Annotated in this window: 19 protein-coding genes; 14 read left to right on the top strand and 5 right to left on the bottom strand. The window is 41.2% G+C overall.

Going from position 1 to position 23,191, the window contains the following annotated elements; genetic code table 11:
- From M0Q51_08130 to M0Q51_08100, 7 genes are all read left to right on the top strand, one after another.
- Positions 1-2,310, top strand: coding sequence for a DUF1565 domain-containing protein (locus tag M0Q51_08130; GenBank protein MCK9399943.1), 2,310 nt, complete (start codon positions 1-3; stop codon positions 2,308-2,310).
- Positions 2,311-2,457: 147 nt separating this feature from the next.
- Complete coding sequence (locus M0Q51_08125; protein MCK9399942.1) at positions 2,458-3,033, top strand: D-sedoheptulose 7-phosphate isomerase; 576 nt, start codon at positions 2,458-2,460, stop codon at positions 3,031-3,033.
- On the top strand, positions 3,030-3,740 hold the full coding sequence (locus tag M0Q51_08120; GenBank protein ID MCK9399941.1) for a nucleotidyltransferase family protein: 711 nt from the start codon (positions 3,030-3,032) through the stop codon (positions 3,738-3,740). The genes M0Q51_08125 and M0Q51_08120 overlap by 4 nt, the downstream gene beginning before the upstream one ends.
- Positions 3,712-4,263: an HAD-IIIA family hydrolase gene (locus tag M0Q51_08115; protein ID MCK9399940.1), complete on the top strand. Its 552-nt coding sequence runs from the start codon at positions 3,712-3,714 to the stop codon at positions 4,261-4,263. The genes M0Q51_08120 and M0Q51_08115 overlap by 29 nt, the downstream gene beginning before the upstream one ends.
- Before the next feature lie 107 nt (positions 4,264-4,370).
- Entirely contained in the window at positions 4,371-5,825 is a 1,455-nt protein-coding gene (locus tag M0Q51_08110) for a sodium:solute symporter (protein MCK9399939.1), read from the top strand.
- Between the two features lie 19 nt (positions 5,826-5,844).
- A complete protein-coding gene (locus M0Q51_08105) occupies positions 5,845-8,037 on the top strand; it encodes a glutamine synthetase III (GenBank protein ID MCK9399938.1) in 2,193 nt (730 codons plus the stop codon).
- 59 nt (positions 8,038-8,096) lie between these two features.
- A complete protein-coding gene (locus M0Q51_08100) occupies positions 8,097-9,218 on the top strand; it encodes a DUF4831 family protein (GenBank protein ID MCK9399937.1) in 1,122 nt (373 codons plus the stop codon).
- Positions 9,219-9,223: 5 nt separating this feature from the next.
- Here the strand turns inward: M0Q51_08100 and M0Q51_08095 are convergent, their stop codons facing one another.
- Positions 9,224-10,387, bottom strand: coding sequence for a sigma-54 dependent transcriptional regulator (locus M0Q51_08095; protein MCK9399936.1), 1,164 nt, complete (start codon positions 10,385-10,387; stop codon positions 9,224-9,226).
- Positions 10,388-10,495: 108 nt separating this feature from the next.
- On the opposite strand from M0Q51_08095, the gene M0Q51_08090 reads away from it, so the two are divergent.
- From M0Q51_08090 to M0Q51_08080, 3 genes are all read left to right on the top strand, one after another.
- A complete protein-coding gene (locus M0Q51_08090; protein ID MCK9399935.1) occupies positions 10,496-12,847 on the top strand; it encodes a T9SS type A sorting domain-containing protein in 2,352 nt (783 codons plus the stop codon).
- 283 nt (positions 12,848-13,130) lie between these two features.
- Complete coding sequence (locus M0Q51_08085) at positions 13,131-15,656, top strand: tetratricopeptide repeat protein (protein MCK9399934.1); 2,526 nt, start codon at positions 13,131-13,133, stop codon at positions 15,654-15,656.
- 411 nt (positions 15,657-16,067) lie between these two features.
- Positions 16,068-16,574 carry a transposase gene (locus M0Q51_08080; protein ID MCK9399933.1) on the top strand — a complete coding sequence of 169 codons (507 nt, stop codon included), beginning with the start codon at positions 16,068-16,070 and terminating at the stop codon, positions 16,572-16,574.
- On the opposite strand, the gene M0Q51_08075 is transcribed toward M0Q51_08080, so the two are convergent.
- Positions 16,546-16,773: a tyrosine-type recombinase/integrase gene (locus M0Q51_08075; GenBank protein MCK9399932.1), complete on the bottom strand. Its 228-nt coding sequence runs from the start codon at positions 16,771-16,773 to the stop codon at positions 16,546-16,548. The genes M0Q51_08080 and M0Q51_08075 overlap by 29 nt on opposite strands.
- A gap of 62 nt (positions 16,774-16,835) precedes the next feature.
- Complete coding sequence (locus M0Q51_08070; GenBank protein MCK9399931.1) at positions 16,836-17,036, bottom strand: hypothetical protein; 201 nt, start codon at positions 17,034-17,036, stop codon at positions 16,836-16,838.
- A gap of 555 nt (positions 17,037-17,591) precedes the next feature.
- Between M0Q51_08070 and M0Q51_08065 the strand changes: the two genes are divergently transcribed.
- The 4 genes from M0Q51_08065 to M0Q51_08050 all read left to right on the top strand — a co-directional run bounded on the left by M0Q51_08065 (position 17,592) and on the right by M0Q51_08050 (position 21,847).
- A complete protein-coding gene (locus tag M0Q51_08065) occupies positions 17,592-18,704 on the top strand; it encodes a PDZ domain-containing protein (protein MCK9399930.1) in 1,113 nt (370 codons plus the stop codon).
- A 24-nt stretch (positions 18,705-18,728) separates the two neighbouring features.
- Positions 18,729-18,872, top strand: coding sequence for a hypothetical protein (locus M0Q51_08060; protein MCK9399929.1), 144 nt, complete (start codon positions 18,729-18,731; stop codon positions 18,870-18,872).
- Between the two features lie 476 nt (positions 18,873-19,348).
- The gene (locus tag M0Q51_08055; protein MCK9399928.1) at positions 19,349-20,458 is read left to right on the top strand and encodes a M23 family metallopeptidase; all 1,110 of its coding nucleotides are present in this window, start codon (positions 19,349-19,351) and stop codon (positions 20,456-20,458) included.
- A 567-nt stretch (positions 20,459-21,025) separates the two neighbouring features.
- The gene (locus M0Q51_08050) at positions 21,026-21,847 is read left to right on the top strand and encodes a M28 family peptidase (protein ID MCK9399927.1); all 822 of its coding nucleotides are present in this window, start codon (positions 21,026-21,028) and stop codon (positions 21,845-21,847) included.
- A 299-nt stretch (positions 21,848-22,146) separates the two neighbouring features.
- On the opposite strand, the gene M0Q51_08045 is transcribed toward M0Q51_08050, so the two are convergent.
- The gene (locus tag M0Q51_08045) at positions 22,147-22,815 is read right to left on the bottom strand and encodes a transposase (protein ID MCK9399926.1); all 669 of its coding nucleotides are present in this window, start codon (positions 22,813-22,815) and stop codon (positions 22,147-22,149) included.
- The gene (locus tag M0Q51_08040; protein ID MCK9399925.1) at positions 22,754-23,116 is read right to left on the bottom strand and encodes a transposase zinc-binding domain-containing protein; all 363 of its coding nucleotides are present in this window, start codon (positions 23,114-23,116) and stop codon (positions 22,754-22,756) included. Before M0Q51_08040 ends, M0Q51_08045 begins: the two co-directional genes overlap by 62 nt.
- Positions 23,117-23,191: the final 75 nt, after the last annotated feature.

Genomic DNA, 23,191 nt, shown 5'->3' with positions numbered 1-23,191 from the left:
ATGGCATCCTTTTTCCTGTTGCTAATGTATATCTCCGTGGCTAAAGGCCAGGTCATTACTGTAAAACAGGATGGAACGGGTGATTTTGATGTCATCCAGGATGCTGTGAATGCCTCTTCTGATGGTGACACGATCCTGGTATATCCCGGGGCATATTTCGAAAATGTAGACCTTACTGACAAATGTATCGTACTAACAAGCACCTGGAGACTTTCACAGCAGGATTCCATTATCGACCAGACGATAATCGACGGAAACCAATCCGGAAGTTGTATCCGTTCCTTAGAAAACAATTGCTGGAGCAGTATCCTCGGGTTTACCTTACAGCATGGTACAGGGACAAATTATCTGGAAAATTTGTACCCTTGGCTTTACGGAAGTGGTGGAGGTGTATATATTGAGAATTCAGAGCTCAAAATTATCAATTGTCACCTTAAGTATAATTTTGCCTGGTGTGGCGGAGGTGTTTACAGTGTCTCTTCATCATTAATGCTATTTGGAAATACAATAGCACATAATTGGTCTTATGTTGCCGGAGGTATTGGTACTACCTTATCAATTGTCACATTCGATAGTGTAAATCTGAATAATGTCTATTTGAATTACAGCTCAATGGTTTCAGATATTGTGGTCGGATATGATGACACCATTGCTAAAATTTGGCTGGATACATGTACCGTAATGAATCCCGATCGTTATTATATAGGGAAATTCAGCGACTGGGGAGTTCACATGGAACGACCACCTATATCAGTTTTGCATGGAAAAATCGAGCAGGTGAATTCCGATCTTTATGTCAGTCCTTCGGGAGATGACGGGAATTCAGGGCTTACTCCGGATACTCCGCTTAAAACCATCTCCTTTGCTTTATTAAAGATCGCTTCAGATAGCATTAATCTGAAAACAGTTCATGTTGCTGATGGAGTATATTCCAATTCTTTAACCGGAGAACATACACCGCTGCAATTCAAGAATAATGTGAACCTTGTAGGCCAAAGCAGAGAAAACACTATCCTGGATTGTGAAAACAAATATGAATGCGCCCGATTTGCTTTCGGCCAGGATTATACCTATGTAAAGAATATATCTTTCCAAAATGGGAATGGAACATTTACTTATTTTACCGGAGGCATCACGATTGGTTATTCAAAAAAAATTGTCCTGGATAGTATTTCCCTGATCAATGCCACCAGTAATTATTTTATCCATGGAATTTATTCCGATTCTGACGACACCCTGATCATTAATAATTCTTTAATAAAAGAATGTAAAGGGATACAAACTATTGTTCCATTTAACCATTTCTACGAGCTTCCACGATATATTGAATTCAATTCAACTCAGTTTGATCAAAACGGCCCGGACATGACTTCCGACACAAGCCAGGGACATATCACAGTATATTTTGTCAGCTCAGAAACCATACCAGATTTGATATACGCAAAGATTGTCAATTGCCTTTTTAATGATAATTTCGACTTCCCTCCCTGGTCGCCATATCCCGGCGCTACTGCTATTGCGACTATTGGCGATATTTATTTGGACATTGTTAACTCCACCTTTGCAAACAACATCACCACCAATCCATGGGGTGGAGCTGTAGGCGCCACTGGTGGTTCTGATATCAACTTTTACAACTGCATACTTTATGGCAATGAACCTTACCAGATATATTTAAATTACGATTTAGCGGATCAGGCCGATACAGTCAGGGTCAATTATTCTCTTGTAGAGGATGGAAAAGACAGCATCATCAGTTATGGGCCTTTCAATTACGTGGAATGGGGCGAAGGTAACCTTGACGATGACCCGGTGTTTCTTGGCTCTGAGGAATTCCCTTATGCCATCGATGCCGGCTCCCCCTGCATCGACGCCGGTACACAGAATCTTCCACGTGGAATAAAGCTACCTGAATATGATATAGCAGGCAATCCCCGCATCTGGGGCGAAAGCGTGGACATGGGAGCGTATGAGTATGGACCGTGGGTTGGGACGCCGGAGGCGCCAAGTTCAAAGTTCAAAGTTCAAAGTTCAAAGTTGATGGAGGTTTCTCCTAACCCATTCTCGTATGGAACCTATGTGAGTTATGAATTGAAGGAGAATGGCAGGTTAAATATCAGCGTTTACAGCATGTCCGGGATGAAAGTCAGGACTCTGGTCAACAACACAGGCATGGTTGGCGATAAGGGAAGTTTTTATTGGGATGGAAGGGACGAGTACGGAAATTCCCTGTCCGCAGGCACGTATATTCTTAGAATGACCATTGATGGCTGGCTGGTGGAGACTGTGAAGGTAGTGAAAGAAAAGTAAGGTGGTCATTGGTTACTGGTTATTGGGAATATGTACTTCGAATATCGATACATCACATCGTTAAATCGTTACTTCGTTATATCGTTACTTCGTTAAATCGTTACATCTTTATATCTTTGCATCCACGAATAACTGTATGCAAGTTATATGAAACGCATTTCCGAAGCAATTCAACAGTCAATAGAAGTCAAGCAAAAGATACTCTCCAATGCCCAGATACTTAGCACGATTGGAGATATAGCAGAAACCTGCTCCCTGTCACTTTGTGACGGTCATAAAATCCTGTTTTGCGGGAATGGTGGCAGTGCCGCCGATGCTCAGCACCTGGCCGCGGAATTATCGGGAAGGTTTTATTTCGATCGAAAACCACTTGCCGCAGAGGCCCTTACGGTAAATACTTCCTTACTCACAGCCGTAGCGAATGATTACTCTTTTGATGAAGTCTATGCCCGCCTGGTAGAAGGTTCCGGTATTGAAGGTGATGTCCTGATAGGGCTTTCTACTTCCGGTAATTCTGAAAATGTCATCCGTGCTTTTCAGGCTGCACGCCTGAAAGGGATCATTACGGTCGGCCTGACCGGTGAATCCGGCGGGAAACTGGCAGAACTCTCTGATTTCATAGTCAGAGTGCCTTCTTCTGACACCCCGCGAATACAGGAATCACATATCCTTATCGGGCATATAATCTGCGAACTGATTGAAAAAAAACTGTTCCCCCGATGACCGGAGAGGCGATCATACTCGCAGGTGGAATGGGTACCCGGCTGAAAGATGTGATTGACGATGCCCCTAAATCAATGGCCCCCATCAATGGGAGGCCATTTTTAGAATATCAGCTTGACCTCCTTGACCGCTGGGGCCTGAAAAGAGTGATCCTTTCTGTCGGTTACCAGAAAGAACTCATCCGGCTGCACTTCGGTGAACAATATAAATCGCTGGCGCTCATTTATGCTGAAGAAGACGAACCCCTTGGCACCGGGGGGGCTATATTAAATGCTCTGCAGTATGCCCAGGGATACGCCGTCTTTATTTTTAACGGGGATACCTACTTCGATGTCAACCTTCAGCGATTGGACGATTTCCGTAAGATCAAAGAAGCTGATCTTTGCCTCGCCATGCGATTTGAAATAGATCCGGCCCGTTTTGGCCTGCTGGAGTTTGATAACAACAACCGCATCACCCGTTTCTATGAAAAGTCGGCAGGGCCCGACGAAGGCTATATTAACGGGGGTGTTTATGTGGTACGCAAGGATTACCTGCTTCGTTTCGGTTTGCCGGAAAAGTTTTCATTTGAAAAGAATTTCTTACAGAAATATTACCAGACTGAAGAATTTTATGGCATGCGGTGTTTTTCCTATTTCAGGGACATCGGCATCCCCAAGGATTATCAAAAAGCAAACGATGAATTTAAAAGACTTATCTTTTACTGATGATTGGACGCTTTTCCTCGATCGCGACGGCGTGATCAGCAGCCGTATTACGGATGGCTATGTTACCCGATGGGAAGATTTCCATTTCCTGGAAGGAGTTTTGGAAGCATTGGCCAGGCTCAGCAAAATCTTTGGCCATATTATTATTGTCAGTAACCAGCAGGGTGTCGGAAAAGGGATGATGAGTCCGGAAAGTCTGATCATGATTGATTTTAAAATGAAACAGAAAATCAAACAAGCCGGTGGCCGCATCGACGGTTCCTATTACAGTCCTTATATCGCATCAGAAAATCATCCTGACAGGAAACCCGGGACCGGAATGGGCCTTAAAGCCAGGGCCGATTTTCCCGCAATTGACTTTTCAAGGTCGGTGATGGTTGGTGATACAGTATCTGATATGATCTTCGGAAAAAACCTGGGAATGATTACGGTACTGATTGCTGCAGATGAAATAGATCCTCAGGTAGCAAATATGACTGATTTCTCTTTCCGGTCACTGTTGGATTTTAGCAGAAAGCTATAATCAGAAATTTGAAATTTGAAATTTGGAACACCTGAACAATCGAACAATCGAACAGCGATACACGATGCATGATTTCCGAATAACCAATAACCACTAACCAACCTTCCGTGAAACCTTCCCTGATACTGATCGTCTTTCTTCTCTATACAGTATTATTATTTTTTATAACATGGCTGACGGCCCGGAAAGCGACAAACCGGGCTTTTTTCATTGGTAATAAGCAATCACCCTGGATGGTTGTCGCTTACGGGATGATCGGGGCTTCCCTCTCAGGGGTTACATTTATGTCAGTCCCCGGATGGGTTGGGGATACTCAGTTTTCTTACATGATGGTAGTGATTGGCTACCTTTTCGGCTACTTCGTTATAGCAACCGTCCTGATGCCGCTTTTTTACCGCCTGAACCTCACTTCTATCTATTCATACCTTGAAGGAAGGTTCGGGTTCTGGTCCTACAAGACAGGCGCATTCTTTTTCCTCATTTCCCGTACGATCGGCGCATCTTTCCGGATGTTCCTGGTGGTTAATGTCTTACAGGTTTTTGTTTTCGATGCCTGGGGCATCCCTTTCACCGTTACCACAATGATCTTCATCATACTGATTCTCCTTTATACTTTTAAGGGCGGGATTAAAACGATCATCTGGACGGATACAGTTCAGACTACTTTCATGCTGACCGCTTTGGTGCTGACGATATACCTGATCACAAAAAACCTGGGGCTGGATTTCAGGCAGATGTTCAATTCGGTATGGGAAAGTGAATATTCAAAGATGGTTTTCGGGGATTGGCACGACAGGCGATTTTACCTGAAACAATTGTTCAGCGGGGCTTTTATTGCCATCGTTATGACCGGGCTTGACCAGGAAATGATGCAAAAGAACCTGAGCTGCCGTACCCTTAAGGATGCCCAAAAAAATATGTTTTCTTTCAGCCTTGTGCTCGTCTTTGTGAATTTCCTCTTTCTGTTCCTGGGGGCTTCCCTTTACTTGTTTACGACACTGAAAGGGATAAGCCTGCCCGGAAGGTCAGATGATCTGTTCCCCATGGTTGCCATCAACCATTTGGGGCCTCTGGCAGGCCTCATCTTCATCATCGGGCTTATTTCCGCTGCTTATCCAAGTGCCGACGGGGCCCTTACTTCACTGACAACTTCATTCAGTATCGATTTTCTTGGGATAAACAAGAATGAAAAACTTTCTGAAAAACAGAAAGAAATGACCAGGTATATGGTCCATGCAGGTTTTGCCCTTTTATTACTCTCAGTTATCGTGATTTTTCGGGCTATTAATGACAGGGCAGTAATCGACAAACTCTTCACGATCGCCGGTTATACTTACGGACCTCTGCTCGGGCTTTATGCTTTCGGTCTGTTTACCCGCTGGAAGGTAAAAGACAGGTGGGTGCCGCTGATCGCTTTTATATCACCTGTGCTTTGCTACTTTTTAAGCATATATGATCAAGTGTTATTAAATGGTTATAACTTTGGATTTGAGCTTTTAATCATTAACGGTATTTTTATATTTATTGGCTTAGTCTTAATTCGTAAAAAAAACTTTAACTAACTAATTCATATTTAATTCTATGAGTAATTTTAGATTTAAAGCACTGGAAATTTCTTTGTCCAGGTCATTCGATAAGAAACCTCTTTCCAACGGAAAAAAAATATCGGAATATTTTGGTGAGATGACCTTTGGCATAGGCGTCATGCGGGAATTCCTTTCTAAGGAAGCCTTCAAAGGCGTAATGAATGCTATGGAAAGCGGGGAGAAGATCGATCGCCGGGTTGCCGACCAGGTGGCAGCATCAATGAAAACATGGGCGATCAGTAAAGGGGCAACACACTATACCCACTGGTTTCACCCGTTGACCGGGGCTACCGCCGAAAAACACGATGCTTTCATCGTACCTGTTGACGATGGGAAAGCCGTCGAAAATTTCAACGGAGACCAGCTTGTCCAGGCGGAACCCGATGCTTCAAGCTTTCCGAGTGGTGGGATACGAAATACCTTTGAAGCCAGAGGATATACGGCATGGGACCCAACTTCACCGGCTTTTATTCTTGATGGCACACTGTGTATCCCAACGATTTTCGTTTCATATACCGGTGAAGCTCTTGATTATAAAACCCCGCTGCTAAAAGCGCTTCACTCACTCGATAATGCCGCTGTGGATGTTTGCCAGTATTTCGACAAGGATGTGACCAAAGTAATCGCAACATTGGGATGGGAGCAAGAGTACTTTCTGATCGATTCGGCCCTTTTTGCTGCCAGGCCCGACCTGGTGCTCACCGGCCGTACCTTGTTCGGTCATCCTTCAGCAAAAGACCAGCAGCTTTCCGATCATTATTTTGGGAGCATACACGAAAGGGTAGCCAATTACATGCGCGATGTCGAATATGAATCACACCGCCTCGGCATACCGCTGAAAACCCGTCATAACGAAGTAGCGCCCAACCAGTATGAGTGCGCTCCCATTTATGAAGAAGCCAATCTCGCTGTTGACCATAATCAGCTCTTGATGCACCTGATGAAAAAGGTGGCAAACCATCATAATTTTACCGTACTGTTACACGAGAAACCTTTCGCCAGTGTTAACGGTTCAGGTAAACATAATAACTGGTCGATGAGCACCAATACCGGAGTGAACCTCCTTTCTCCCGGTAAATCATCAAAGTCAAACCTCCAGTTCATCGTCTTTATCGTTAATATCTTACGCGCCGTTTACGAGCATGCTGACTTACTACGGGCCGGCATCGCCTCGGCCGAGAATGACCTGCGCCTTGGCGCCAACGAAGCCCCGCCGGCAATCATTTCGGCTTTTATCGGTTCACATCTGACTAAAATCCTGGATGAAATCGAGAAAAAGGTTAAAAAAGGCAAGGTTACACAGGCCTTGCAGGAAGAGCTGAACGTGAACATCTCCAAAATCCCTGAAATTCTCCGGGATAACACCGACCGTAACCGCACTTCACCCTTTGCCTTTACCGGGAATAAGTTCGAGTTCAGGGCCGTTGGTTCATCTGATACCTGTGCCAGGGCTATGATCATCCTGAATACTATCATGGCGGATCAGCTCAGGAAGTTCAAAAATGATGTCGATAATCTGATCGCTGATAAAGTAAGAAAAGATGAAGCTATATTCCAGGTGCTAAAGCGATATATCACTGAATCGAAGAATATCCGCTTCGAAGGAAACAGTTACAGCGAAGAATGGATCAAAGAGGCTGCACAGAGAGGGCTATCCAACATCCGTTCAACACCGAAGGCCGTTAAGACGTATATCTCCGCTAAAACCATAAGACTATTCGGAGAGCATAATGTCTTTACGGAACGGGAGCTTCATGCCAGGTATGAGATCAAACTTGAAAGCTTTGCACGGAAGTTACAAATCGAATCCCGTATGTTCGGCGACCTGGCAAAGAACCATCTGATTCCTACCGCGATCCGGTATCAGAATACCCTGATCGAAAATGCCATGGGGCTGAAAGAGGTGCTGGATGCAAAAACTTATGTGAAACTGTCAAAAAACCAGGTTGATACGATTAAAGAGATATCGGAACATATCAGCCAGGTTAAAATAAACGTTGAATTAATGCTGCAGGAGCGGAAAAAAGCCAACAGGATGGCAACAATGGAAGAGATGGCCACAGCCTATGATGAAAAAGTAAAGCCTTACTTTGATATTATACGGTATCATACTGATAAGCTGGAATTACTGGTGGATGATGAACTGTGGCCGCTACCTAAATACCGTGAGATCATGTTTCTGAAGTAGGACTTATATTCTCCACGATGAAAAATATATTGTTTAAGCGCATGAAATTTTTAGCCATTTTGATCATATTGATACTCCATGGCCCTTATGGCATTATTGCTCAGGTCAGGGTATCGAAAGTAACAGGTCCGGAAATGCTGTCAGGAAAACAAGGTGTTGTTTACACATTACCGCGAACCCAGATCCATGTTGATTTGTGGATCTCAAAAACACAGCAATTTCCTGGTCCGCTTGCTGAATTTGCGGGGGAGTATTTAGGCCTCGATGAAGTGATCACGAAAAGTTCGGTGAATTATGTTTTCGAAAACGCTACTATATTTACTTCTACGGAAACGGATCCCAATCAAGTTTACCTGATCGAAAAAGAAGAGAAGTCATCCGGAGAGATCTGGATTTCTTTCGGAAAATCAACCCCGTTGGTTACCCTGGAAAAATTTGATAAAGCAATAATTCCTCAAGGCTTTGCCAGCTGGAATGAAAATCTATTCATCGCACATGATCCCGTGAATCTTTATAAGAAATACACAGAATCTCCTACCCGGGAAGTCATTGATACCGTGATCAGAAAAGTAAGTATTGATACCCTCATTTTGGAAGAAAAGATATTCAAGCGCTCAATGGTTGAATTCACAGACCGTGAGAAAGCACAGGAGGCATCTGACCAAATCCGGCAGATTGAGCGGGACAAATACAACCTGATGGTTGGTTACCAGGAGACTGCCTATTCCCGGGAAGCGCTGGAGTTCATGTATAACAAGCTTGAAGAACAAAGGGTGGAATACCTGAAGTTATTCACCGGTGTCAGTGTTAAAGAGACATTAAAATTCAAATATCAGTTTTTTCCTGATGCCGGGAAAGAAGAGCAAGAATATAGGCTGGCTGCATTTTTAAAGAGCAGCGGGATGGCCACCCCGGATGGGCAGAATGATGTCAATATCAGCTTGTTGTCAGATGCTGTGAATATGATGCCTGGTGAGCTTGAAACCGGACAGTCCGCTACAGGGTTTGTTTACCGGGTTCCCCGAATAGTCACGGCAGTTTTATCTTTTCAGGGGAAGGAACTGGATTCAAAGAGATTGGAAATATTACAGCTCGGTGCTATCCAATCATTGCCGCCCGAATTTAAACGGGTAGAATTTGACATGGAAACAGGAGCCCTGAAAACTGTTGTTATTGAATAGCAATCTTATTTAACCAGAGGCTGTGCAAATTTTACCACATCTGCCTCCTCGATCTGCCCATCGCAGAGGATAGTCAACCGTTCCACCACATTTCGCAATTCACGGATATTTCCCGTCCATTTCATCTGCATGAGCTCCCGGAGGGCATCATCGGTAAAGAAAATCATGGGTTTGCCCTGCTCGGCGCAGATTTCTTCCATAAAATAATTGGCGAGCAGCGGAATATCATCCTTTCTTTCGTGGAGAAGCGGAACATGGATAATGATGACGCTCAGGCGGTGGTAGAGGTCTTCCCTGAACCTGCCGGCGGTGATCTCTTCCGTGAGGTTCTTATTGGTGGCGGCTATCACACGGACATCTACCGGGATATCCTTTTCGCCACCGACCCGCATGATCTTGTTCTCCTGCAAAGCCCTGAGCACCTTAGCCTGCGCAGAAAGGCTCATGTCACCGATCTCATCGAGGAATAAAGTGCCCCCGCTTGCCAGTTCAAAATCACCTTTGCGTTGCTTGATGGCTGATGTGAAAGATCCTTTTTCGTGCCCGAACAGGTTGCTTTCGATCAGTTCCGAAGGGATAGCCGCGCAGTTCACTTCGATAAAGGGTCCTTTGGAACGCTGACTTTTCTCGTGCAGTTGCCTTGCCACCAATTCCTTACCGGTGCCGTTATCCCCGGTGATGAGTACACGGGCATGGGTCGGTGCTACCCGGTCGATCATTTCGAAGATACCCTTCATTACTTCTGAATCCCCTATCATCTCATACTTTTTGCTGACTTTTTTCTTCAGGAACTTGGTTTCCGACAGCAGGCGTGATTTATCAAGGGCATTGCGGATGGTGACGAGCAGGCGGTTGAGGTCGAGGGGTTTGGCGATATAATCAAAGGCTCCTTTTTTGATTGCTTCAACGGCTGTTTCAATGGTACCGTGACCGGAGATCATGATTACCGGCGTGTCGTATTCGCTTAGAATATGGTCCAGTACCTCCATGCCATCCATCTGCGGCATTTTGATATCGAGCAGGATGACGTCAAACTCGGCCTGCTTAAGCATTTCCAATGCTGTGATACCGGAATCTGCATCACTGACCTCGTATTTCTCATACCCAAGGATATCCCTCAGGGTGTTGCGTATGCTTTTTTCATCATCTACGACGAGGATCTTTGACATAATCTGTATTTTTGATTATGTTGTAAAAGTACGGAAAAAAGGTAATCCCCCTATGTGTCTCTCTATTGTGACCTATCTTTCCTATCTTTGAAAGAAAAAACCTTAACCATGCCATGTGATCTCAGATATCCCATGTTGATTTTTATTTCCTTTATTTTGGTTTTAAATCCCATTTCAGGTCAGGACAAGCCAACATCAGTTAAGGTATTTGCTTCCGATCGCCATAATTTTCAGTTTCCCTGGGCCGGTGGCATGAATTCCTGCCAGTTTTATAAGCTGGATATTGACCTCGATGGGCTGAAAGACCTTATCGTCTTCGACCGGACAGGTGACCGGATCATGCCTTTCCTGACAGTCCAATCTGGCGAAATATTTGATTATGAATATGCTCCGGAATACGCGGAGTATTTTCCCCAACTCTCTCATTGGGCAATTTTTACAGATTATGACGGCGATGGAAAAGAGGATATCTTCACTTATTCTCCCGGTTATGCCGGGTTAAAGGTCTATCGGAATATCTCACTGACCCATCTTGATTTCAGGCTGGAAGTATATCCCTTCCTCACTTCTTTCCAGGGTGGGGGATACGTCAACATCCTCGTTACCTATGCTGATTACCCTGCCATCTGTGACCTTGATGGCGACGGTGACCTGGATATACTTACCTTCTGGGGACTGGGCTCTTTCGTGGAAAAGCACCGGAATATGTCGATGGAGAAATACGGTAAGCGCGATTCGCTGGATTTCATGAAGACAGACTTCTGCTGGGGCTATTTTGCCGAAAGCGATGAATCGAACCTGATTACGCTTGATACTTGCCTGAGGTGCGAAAGCGGGGAAGCATGGGAGCATGGAAGCCTGGAACTGGGAACTGCGAACTGGGAACTGCGAACTGGGAACTGGGAACTGGGAACTGCGAACCGGGAAGAACGCCATACCGGTTCAACCTTCCGTCTCCTGGAATTAAATGGTGATAATTTGATAGACCTGTTGCTGGGGGATGTGGATTATCCTAACCTGGTTGCCTTATATAATGGAGGGAATGCTGATACGGCACGGATGGTGTCGTTTGACTGGCAATATCCTACAGACGGAGTCCCCATTAATCTGTTTTCCATGCCAGCGGCTTTCTATGATGATTTTGACAATGATGGGATTAATGACCTGCTTGTAGCGCCCTTCGATCCCAATCCATTTCTAAGCAATAATTTTCAAAGTGCCTGGTTTTATCATAATGATGGCAGTAATGACCAGCCCCAGTTTAATTTGAAGTCCAGGTCTTTTTTGCAGGACCAAATGATCGATGTGGGTGCCGGGGCTTACCCGGTATTCTGGGATATTGACCAGGATGGCCTGACGGACCTGCTAATCGGGAATTATGGATACTATGACACTTCTTATTATGATCAGTTCATGACACTGCATACGGAGCATACAAGCCAGGTTGCCTGGCTAAGGAATACCGGGACAACGGAGCAACCTGCCTTTACCTTTATGGATCGTGATTTTGCAGGCGTTTCTTCCTTAGACCTGAAAGGACTGGCCCCTGCTTTCGGTGATCTCGATGGGGACAATGATGTTGATATGCTCCTGGGTTGTGAAGATGGAACGATCATTTATTATCTTAATACAGCAAGCCCCGGAGAGCCTATGAGTCTGGCCTTAAGTCAGTTAAATTTCCAGGACATCGATGTGGGCGCATTTAGCACGCCTCAACTTTTTGATCTCGACCGCGATAACCTGAGCGACCTTATCATCGGAGAAAAGGGGGGAAATATCAATTTTTACAAGAATACAGGAACAATGCAAAATCCCGGTTTTACGCTTGTGACTGACAGCCTGGGAAAGGTGAACGTGATTGATTATTCCATTTCGCTGGATGGCTTTAGTGTACCTTTTTTTTACAGGGATGCGCAGGATCAGACCCATCTGCTGGTGGGTTCTGAAAAAGGGGATGTTTTATATTTTACAGGGATTGATGGGAACCTTGAAGGGGAATTTACTTTATCCGACACCCTGGCTGGCCTGATTGGCTTGCAGGAATTCAAAGCAGACCGTGGGTACAGATCGGCTCCAGCCCTGTTTGACCTTGACCAGAATGGGTACCCTGAATTAATTGCCGGGAATTTTTCGGGTGGGCTGGAATACTTTGCCGGTTCTGGTTTTCCTCCTGTTTCAGGACTTGATGAAGACAGTCTTTCAATCCCTGAAGTCATTATTTACCCGGTGCCGGCAACAGATCAAATTAATATAAGTGTGGCCGACCCCGATACCTGGCGTATTATTGGTGTGAAAATTATATCTGCGGATGGCCGGGTCGTTCTTTCTTATAATTATGATAATGAGATTAAAATGATAGTAAATACAAACTTCTTTACCAAAGGTTTATTTATTTGTCAGATTAAATTGAAAGATATGCATACTGGGCGGATCCATCTGTTTTGCAAAATATTGATATAGATAAATAAAAAGCAGGGAGGTAAAAATTAGGTTTTCAGATAACCATGTTGTAATTTTAAGTCGTTAATAAACGGGCATAAACTAGTTTTTCGAGGTGCCCTAAACTAACACGCTACACTTCATCGCCTATCCACATGCTTATAGGATGTATATAGGATTGCAGGGATAGCGGGTATAAGGTAGGGGCAAGGGCAATGAAAAATCAAGGGACAAAATAACTTATCGGTGACTTAAAATATATTCAAAAGTTTTTAGTAAAATATTGATTCTAAATTTTAATATTATGTTCTGTTCAAAATTTACAAAAAATTGTCCCTATAATGTAAAAAAAACTGACAATTTTATTTTCGTAATGATGCCATTTGATGGATTTAAAAACACTTTTGACATAATTGATCAAACAATAAGAGCTATCGTCACGAAGAACTTTATTTGCGAAAGAGCAGATTCAAAATATGATACAGGAGATATATGGTGTAAACGGATTTGTCAAAACATTAAAAAAGCAAAATACTGCATTGTTGATACTACAAATAAGAATGCAAATGTTTTTTATGAACTTGGCTTTGCTCATGCAATTGGAAATTCAAATACCATTATTATCACTCAAAAGATTGATGACGCACCTTTTGATATAAGAAATTTATCTCATATCCTCTATTCGGAAAAAGACCTTCCTTCATTGAGAAGAGATTTGCAGAAAGCTATTGAAGATTTAGAGCAAAATCAATTCGATGAATATATTAACCCAGATGAAATGATACGTGATTTGGAACAAAAAATACAAGATAAAAATGACGAATTGTTAAATTGTCAAGGTAAGGTTTTAGCGTTAAAAGAGCTTCTACAAGAAAGACAGAATGAATTAAAAACTATTGAAAGAAAATTATATGAAGAACAAAGTAATATCGAAAGCTTTAAAAATAAATTGAACGAAAGTGATAATAAATTGCTTGATCTAGAACGAAGAAATAAACAGTTAGAAGAAATAAAAAACAATCCCGAGAAGGAAGCAAATAATTCTATCGAAAACTTGAATAGAACAATAAAAGAACTTATGAACCAATTAGAAATGGCAGAAAGGGAAGATTTAGGTGAGAAGTTAAACCAAATATCAGAAACCCTTAAAGAAAAGGAGGTAAAACTTGCAAATTATAAAAAAGGGTTGCAAGTGTATAGCACTACACATGATGATAAATATATTAAAGAATTATTACTTGAAGATAATAAAATTGAAGATTCTGCTAGAGAGTACTACTTAAAGGGGAATGATCTATATGAAGTTGAAAAATATTCTGATGCTGCTATAAGTTATGAAGTTGCAGTTACAATCCAACAAAATTTTTCAGAGGCATGGTTTAATTGGGGACTCTGTTTATATAATCTTGGCGATTTTGAAACTTCAATTCAAAAATATTTGGTCGCACTTTCGCTTGACAGAAAAAACTCTGTTATTTATAATAACTTAGGCGATGCATACTACCGCTTACAGGAATTCAACAGCGCAATAAACCAGTATAGTTCAGCACTTGTTTATAATCTAACATATTTAAAACCATTTTATAATAGGGGTCTTGCTTATGCCTGTTTAACTCAATATGATAAAGCAATTTGTGATTTTAATGAAGTTATTAAATTAGATAACGAATTTGCTGAAGCATTTCATTTGAGAGGATTAGCTAATGATTATAATGGAAGTTTTGAAGAAGCATTGAACGATTATAATAAAACAATTGAATTAAATCCTGAATTTTATGAAGCATATACTCATAGAGCATGGTTGAAATTCTTTTCTTTAAAGAATGAAATAGGTGCAGAAGAAGATATTGAAAAATCAATTTCTATTAATGATTCAATTCCAGAAACATTTTATTATAAAGGTAGAATAAAATATGCTAAAGGTTTATATGCCGAAGCAATTAATCTTTTCACTAAAGCTAAAGATTTGGGTTATGAGGATTTAAATGAGATTTATTATTGGAGAGGTTGGTCATATTATTCAAATTTGGATTTTAAAAAAGCAATTTTTGATTTTGACGAAGCTATTAAAATAAATCCTAACAATCCTGATTTATTTAATGATATAGCGAATACATATTTTGAATTACAAGAATATGATAACGCTATTAAAGATTATTCCAAAGCAATTAAATTATCCCCTGATAATTCTGATATTTACAATAATAGAGCAAATACGTATTATGAATTAAAAGAATATAAAAATGCTCTTAAAGATTATTCCAAAGCAATCAAATTATCTCCTGATAATTCAAATGTTTATCGTAATAGAGCGAATACCTACATCAAATTGCAAAAGAATCAAAAAGCATTAATAGATTGTAATAATGCTATTAAATTGGAACCTAATAATTCACTTTATTTCATTTGTCGTGCATTGGTTTATACATATTTACGTGAATATGATAAAGCCATAGAAGATTATTATTTGGCAATTAAATTAGATAGTGAAAATGTGTCTTCTAAACTTGCTTTAAGTGAATTAAATTTCATAATTAATAAATATGATGATTCTATTAAGCTAATTGAACAGCTTGAAAATATTACGTTAGATAAGGGCTTTGAAGTAATTAAATATTTTTTATTATGTATCGATGGTAGAATGTTGAATAAAAATGTTACAAATTATGAAAAGCAGCTAGATGAATTATTAAGTGAAGATATTAAGATTAATTGGTCATTTGATGAGATTAAAAATCTTTATGATGATAAAAGTGTGACAAAATTGCAAAAAGCTTATTTAATGGATTTAATAAAAAAAATTGAAAATAAAAAGAGCCCCAGCCCCTAACATCGCATATAGCCAATAGCGGGGGATATACGTATTCGAAGGTCTGTAACCCGCTTTTAGGTTGGAGTAAGTTGACAGGAAAGTGCCCCGCAACCCGCTATTGGCCATATGCGTAACCGTTATGGGCTATTCCCCCTATTTCCAAAAAATTGATTTCTTATGCTAACGATAGACTTTGCAGAGAGTTGAATTTATTATTTTTACTAAGTCCTTTGCAAGGCCGGTTTTAAAAATGGAGTATCAAAACCCGAGCGCCATTCTGGTTGAAATGTAAAAAGCCCTCGAAGTAGAAGTTCGAAGGCTTTGAGATGATTTCAGTGGTGGTCCCGATTTATTGGGAACCCCGTTCAGGATATTTTCAAGTCAAAGATACATTTCCTTAGGACATTTTTTAACCAAAAATCAATTAATATGAAAAAGAAAAATGCCACAATGGAAATTGTCAATGCCCATGCTGGCGGCATTGATGTTGGAAGCAGGTCACATTTTGTAGCGATAGGACAAAATGCAAAAGACATAAAGGAATTCGGTGTTTATGCCGCAGACCTCGAATCAATTGCCAGGCACCTTTTAGAGAATGGGATTAAAACGGTTGCAATGGAAAGCACCGGCTCTTATTGGCAAAACCTGTTCTCCACACTCCAGGATGCTGGGTTGGAAGTAATCCTTTGTAATGGCAAGTTCACCAAAAACATCAAAGGAAAGAAAACCGATGTACAAGATTGCCAGTGGATACAAAAACTTCACAGCCTGGGGTTATTAAGCGGAAGCTTTTTGCCCGATGCAGCTACAGAGCAACTCAGGACGTATTGCAGACATCGTGGAAACCTGATCAAGACATCAGCCGGTACAGCCAAAAAAATGCAAAAATACCTTAGGTTAATGAATTTCAGACTGGATCAGACTCTTTGCCATTGAAAATCCATTGGTAAGGATGTTCAACTGAAAAGTATTTATGAAGGCCCTTGGCCATATACTTTGACAAAGGCACTATACGGTCTTTCTTGTATTTGCTTTGCCTGATGTGTATCGTCTTACGTTCAAAGTCAACATCTGAGATCTTCAGGTTGATGGCCTCCTGCGAACGCAGCCCGGCCGAATATATTAGCGTCAGCACTATGCGATGCTTGAGTAATGCCGGTGCCTTAAATAATTCCCGTAATTCGCTCCGGTTTAAGATCACCGGCAGTTTAATTCTTCTTTGAGCGAAGGCAGTACAATGGCTCGTTTATTTTGTCCGACAAGCCGGATATAATTTTCTAACGTACTTTTGCTCTGTCCTCGCAACACGATTTGTTGTTGCAGAGTTTTGTAAACTTTCGCAAAGCCTTCAACTGTCTGGATAGCTTTCTCGACAATAGTCGGTTCAATTCTTTTCATGGTACTGAGTTTTTAAGGTTTATAACTTATTTCGGAGAGCGACCACTCCCTACTCAGTACTATTTTACTAAATTTGTTGGAAACTATCCCACGAATGTGGGATTTAGTTCAACAAAGCGTCAGCCGTCAATGCGGGCAGTATACGAGGGCAAGCATTCACCAAACCTACAAATATTAAAGGAAAGCAAAAATAAGAACAAGTAAATCCCGCACTGCGGCTGCCGGCAGAACGTTAGCGGTACTAATTCAAAAAACGCTTTAAAAAAGAGTGAGGACAATACCTATTGCAATAAAAATAATTAACCTTATTTTGAGTATGCAGGAGGTGCATTTGTTTTACAGTTCTAACAGATAGATCTATAAATAGTCAAGCATAAATTTCTAAATATGAGGCATACATTCTTCCTGGCAATTTTTATCATTTTGACCGCCTGTTCATCCTCCACCCCGCAACAGACTGCCCCGGAGAATAATACTTCAAATGATACATTTGTCTATCCCCAGGATGCATACCGGTTTCACTATAACGGCCGACATGTTGTAGTTAATGCAATTATGAACGACTCCGTTGAGATATCCCTCCTTTTCGACACAGGTGCACAAACCCCAATATTCGATAGCGCTTTTACGGATTTAAACAAAGACAAGCTCGGAATAACCTTTAAAAAGACCAACAGTAGAACCATAACACCCGGAGGAGTTATAAAAATCAACCGTGAAATTATCGGTAAAATCAATATAAAAGCTTTGGGGATAAACAAAGAATTTAAAGGACGGTTTGATGTTGGTAATTTATTAAAAACCAAGTTGCACACCAATGCCATTTTTCCGGCATATTGGTTTTTTGAAAACAATATCGTTTTAATGGATTTTGAACATCAATTCTTCAGGATACTTTCGCAAGACACACTTAACAATATTAAAAAGCATTATACTTCGTTCCCTTTAAAAGGAAATCCGGTAACTTACTTTACCGTTTCAACCGTAGTCGAAATATCTACAAATAGTAAAATTAAACTGAATGGAGAACTGGTTTTGGATATTGGCGCACCGGGATTTTTATATTTACAGGTAGGTAAGAGCCCTATGAGAGGTAAGGGTCCTGTTGTGCCGGTTGTTCTTCCAGAAGAATTGATGGTATTTAAAACCAGAACATTAACAATGAATCCAAAAGATACACTTCAGCGGGAAATAATTAATGCAAACCGGATTACTATGCTCGATTCTTTTAGTTTCCAAAATGAACAAGTATATCTGTTAGATTTTAGAATTGCCCCTGAACAAATTGGTTTCTTAGGGAACGAATTTTTTCAAAAATTCCAGGTTATTTTCGATTACAAGAACAAAGTGTTTTTTTTAAAGCCAAACCAGGAGTATTCTAAGCCTCATGGTCCCTTTAGTTTAGGTATGAAACTTTACAGGTCATCAGATGCTAAATCGTTGTATGTTAATTCTTTGTACGAATCTTCACCAGTTGCAAATTCCGGTATCCGGTTAGGCGATAAAATCCTAACAATTAATGGTAAACCTACAGAAGAAATTACATTCAATGAGTTACGGGCGTTGGAATATTCCAATCCAAGCACAAAAGTAATTTTACAAGTACAAAGAGGACAAGAATTTCTTTCTTACGAAGTATTAATTGACAGTTTAATTTCTAGTAAATAATCCATTCAAATGTAGAATTCCAACTTGAAAGCACTAACCGCTAACGAACCGGCAGCCGACAATGCGGGCGGTACCCGGAAGCGAGCATTCACCAAACCTGCAAACGATAAAGAAAAAGAAAAGAAACAACAAGTAAATCCCGCACTGCGGCTGCCGGCGGAGCGTTAACAATCAAAAAAAGCGGAAAATTCTAAATCACAAGGATCATGAAAACAGTAATTTCCATTCTTTCCATTATAATGCTTCTAGGAATGTCAGTAATGGGTCAGGAAACTAACAAGAAATCTCTAGAAAAGGCTAAAAGTCAAAGTTATCAGACCATGTACATCCAAGGCTTTGACTCTATCAGTAATATCTAAATAGCACTAACAGCAAGAGAAATAGATTTTTTTTATCAACATATCTTAAAAGATACTTCAGTCGCACAAATTCCAAATGATTTTAAGCATCCGAATAAGGAACTTGTCCCAATAGTTGATAAATTATCAGAAGAAGCAAAAAGGCTTCTTTTACAATCAGTTCAGTTCGGGCCCGGAACTAAAAATTGTTATAAAAATCCATCTCCCTGAGCAAAATATGAGATCAACATAGATTATACTAACTTTGTAAGGTCAATATTTTTTTAAACAAAAACGTGCTATAACATGCGAACAAAAATCATCCTGCTTGCCTATCTGCTTTCGGTCTTCCTGGCATCAAGCTGTAAAAAGGAGAGTACTGAAGAATCCCAGCCGTTAAAAATCGAGGTGATCGCAAACCATACCCCGTTTGCAACGGATAAATATCTCCGTATCTGCTATATGCTGAAGATGTGGGAATTCAGAAAGGACAAGCTTATGCTGAAAGAGATCATTGTCCTTGACAACGATACGAAAGAAGAACTGATGACCATTGGGGAAGAATCATTCGGATATTTTATATCAAATCCCCCGAACCCTATAGCATTCCTCGAACAGGATCAGATTTCGTCCTACTATCTGTCGGTTCAGCTTCCCATTCCATTGGGCCAGCCGGTGCCTTCGAATGTTTTACACCGATTTATACTGCAGGACACCGTTTCAAACGCCCAGGTTGTTGTCGAGGGCGGATTATTTTCCCCCAGGAAGTACGAATCTCCCCTGGCAATTTCATCCCCGGTAAAAGGGACAAACTGGATGTTTATCAACCTGTCAACCATGGGGTATCATTATAATGCAGTATTTTTTGTCGGCGGTCAGATTTTTTCAGGCGAGCAGTTTGCATTTGACAATATTCAGCTGGACTCTGCCCAGTACAGTTCCAGCGGCGATCCTCTGAACAACCAATCATACTTCAATTACCGCGACACCCTCTATGCGGTTTCCGATGGCTCTGTGGTTGCATTGGTTGACGGCAGGCCTGAAAACAGCGGGAATGCCAAAGATATTGTCATCGGATCACTCGATGAATACGGAGGCAATTACCTGATCCTAGACCTGGGCGGACAACAATATGCCCTGTACGCACATTGCGTGCCGTTCTCCTTCTTCGTTAAAAATGGAGATTTTGTAAAAGAGGGTCAACCGTTGGCTTTGCTTGGGAATTCGGGCAATTCCACGGAACCTCACCTGCATTTCCAGATTTGCGACAAACCCCATCCATTCTTTTCGATGGGCCTGCCCTTTGTCATAAAAAAGTACACCAGGATTGGTGAATTTGGCAACCTGAATCCTTCTCCTCCCACGGTCATTACAAATTCAATGATGGAGAATTTCACACTTCTCCGGTTCGACTGACTCTAAAAACCGGATTAACTGACCACCCTCTGCCGATTTCTAGTGACCACCCTATTCTCTTAACAATCAATAAGAAAAAAAGATCAGATTTTTCCGCAAAAGCCTGGTCAAAGCGACTATTTTTCCAAGTTAGCCATTAAATTTCAATCTAATCTTAAGAACCAAAAAGTTCCAATGTCAAATTTTCCATAGTAAAATATTCAAATGAGAACGCTAGCCATTCCTTCAAGCAAACCTTATCCTAAGTGAAAGGATTTTACTGGTTAAGAGCTTTTTTAGAATTTCTATTCAAACGATTAGCGGTCTGTAAAGTGAGCTTTTTTTTCAGTTGTTAACAAGCCGCTATGCAAGCAGATGGGCTAAAGTCGGATAATTGAAGAAATATATGTAATTTAGGTCAGTATTTACGAAACATAAAAACAACTTGATCCCACCCGTCGCATAGCGGCGGAGCGTTATAAGCCATTAATGACGACACCAAAACACATATCTACACTACTACTTTTGTTCGTAACTAGTTATTGTTTCTCAACGAGGATTTCGGACACGACAATAATAAAATCACATTTGACTGCTATTACGAAAACTGGACAATTTCGCACCTATAAGAATATTGACCAACTCAACAAGACAGCGGACTATATTAAAACTATCTTCAGTCAATACTCAGACAGCGTTTTCATACAAGAGTATTCTGTAAATGGTCAAGTTTATAAAAATGTAATTTGTTCATTCGGGACAGAAAATAAAAAGAGAATTATTGTTGGTGCACACTATGACGTTTGCGACAATCAAGAAGGTGCGGACGACAATGCAAGCGGGGTCGTTGGACTTCTGGAACTTTCCCGACTTTTAAAAGGACAAAAGTTAAATCAACGTGTTGACCTTGTTGCATATTCATTAGAAGAACCTCCATATTTCAGGACAGAGTATATGGGTAGTTACATTCACGCCAAATCACTTGCAGACAATAAGACACAAGTTTATGGAATGATTTCACTTGAAATGATAGGTTATTTTAAAGACGAGAAAAAATCACAATCATATCCTATTGGACTGCTTTCGCTTTTCTATGGTAATAAAGGCAACTATATTACACTTGTAAAAAAGTTTGGTGCTGGACAATTCACACGAAAGTTTTGTAGAAAATACAAATCAACAAAAGCTATCAGGACAAAAAAGTTTACTGGCCCTCCAGCTTTGGCAGGTATTGACTTTTCCGACCATTTGAATTATTGGAAATTTGGTTTTAGTGCTTTAATGCTTACCGACACATCATTTTTTAGAAACAAAAATTATCACGAACCAACTGACACAATGGAAACGCTTGACGTTAAAAGAATGGCAAAAGTAATTGACGGAGTATTTAACACCTTGACGACACTATGACGGCAGAAAGAAAAACGGCTTATAATAAATAGGACTTCGTGTGGCACGCAGTGCCCAACATGAAGTCCACGTTGAACTAAATCCGGGGATTACCCACCTTCTATGCACTTTACGACTATGGATTCTGATTATTTGCAACCGAATGGTTGGCTGATAGCTGTGTCCTCCTGTTATTCTTTCACTTCATAGTAGGTGTTTTTAACAGTAGCGATTCCTGATTCAGGTTTCTAAGGATTTTTTGCCAGGCGTAAGCAATACATTACTGATCCTGCTTTTGCGGACATGCTTCCAATACTTTGTCATGAGATTCTTACTGTATTTTTCGTGGGATAAAGTACATTGCCCGGCGAGCGTATTTTAGGCAGAATTTCAACAATTTGCATCCTGCCCTTTTTACAATACGGACATTGATAAACATCAAACTGCGTTAATCGTTTGATCCGCTCCTGCGAGGTCTCTTTAACCGGAACAGCTTTTTGTTTTTCAGGTTTGAACTTCTTTTTCATCTTACTACTCAGTATCCCATAATACCTTATGCGCACAAACCGCTTAGGAAGGATGTGAAGGCAAAAGCGATGCAAAAATTCTACACCGCTCAGTTGGGTCAGTTTTCGCTTACCCTGGTCGGCGTAATCTTTCATGTAAAAACTTACACCGTCCTTGTCAATATGCTGTATCCGCTGATTGCTGATGGCAACCCTGTGCGTATACTGTCCAAGGTATTTCACAATATGTTCAGGGCTGCCAAAGGGAGGCTCGCAATCAACTACCCAGGGTTTGTTCCATAGCCGATCCAACAGCGACTGGTCTTCGCCTAATTGGCTGATATCCGACAGATGTCGTTTCAGCTTACCCAAAAGCTTACCGCGAAACACGGTACTGAGCATCTTCACCGGATAAAGGTATTTACCCTGTTTGGTGATTCGTTTCAGATTTCCCTTGAGGGTGAGTCCGGCAGCCGGAACCAGGCAATGAATATGCGGATGAAGGCTCAGGTTCTGTTAAGGCTTCCTTCATCCGGTCCTCTACCCAAAACGCCTGCTTTGCTGCCTGGCACTTCGGGCAATGGCGGTTGCGGCAACTGTTGTAACTTATCCGTTCCCGGTCGCAACAATCGCATTTCTCTTTGTGCCCGCCAAGGGCCAAGGTCCGACACTGTTGCAACGCATCAAGGGTTCGTATGATAAAACTATTGGGCTGGTATTTTTCAATATACTGTTCTGCGAAACGACCTATGATTTGTGCTAATTCGTTTCCCGTATCCCGCATTATTCCACCGGATACAAGGTATCTAGCGGGCTATGTGGAGGTGTTGAGGGAGGGTTCGCCACGTGAAGGTAAATC

The organism is Bacteroidales bacterium, assembly GCA_023229505.1.
Classification (GTDB): Bacteria; Bacteroidota; Bacteroidia; order Bacteroidales; family JAGOPY01; genus JAGOPY01.
The sequence above is the reverse complement of the archived record's forward strand: the minus strand, read 5'-3'. Positions and strand labels throughout refer to the sequence as shown.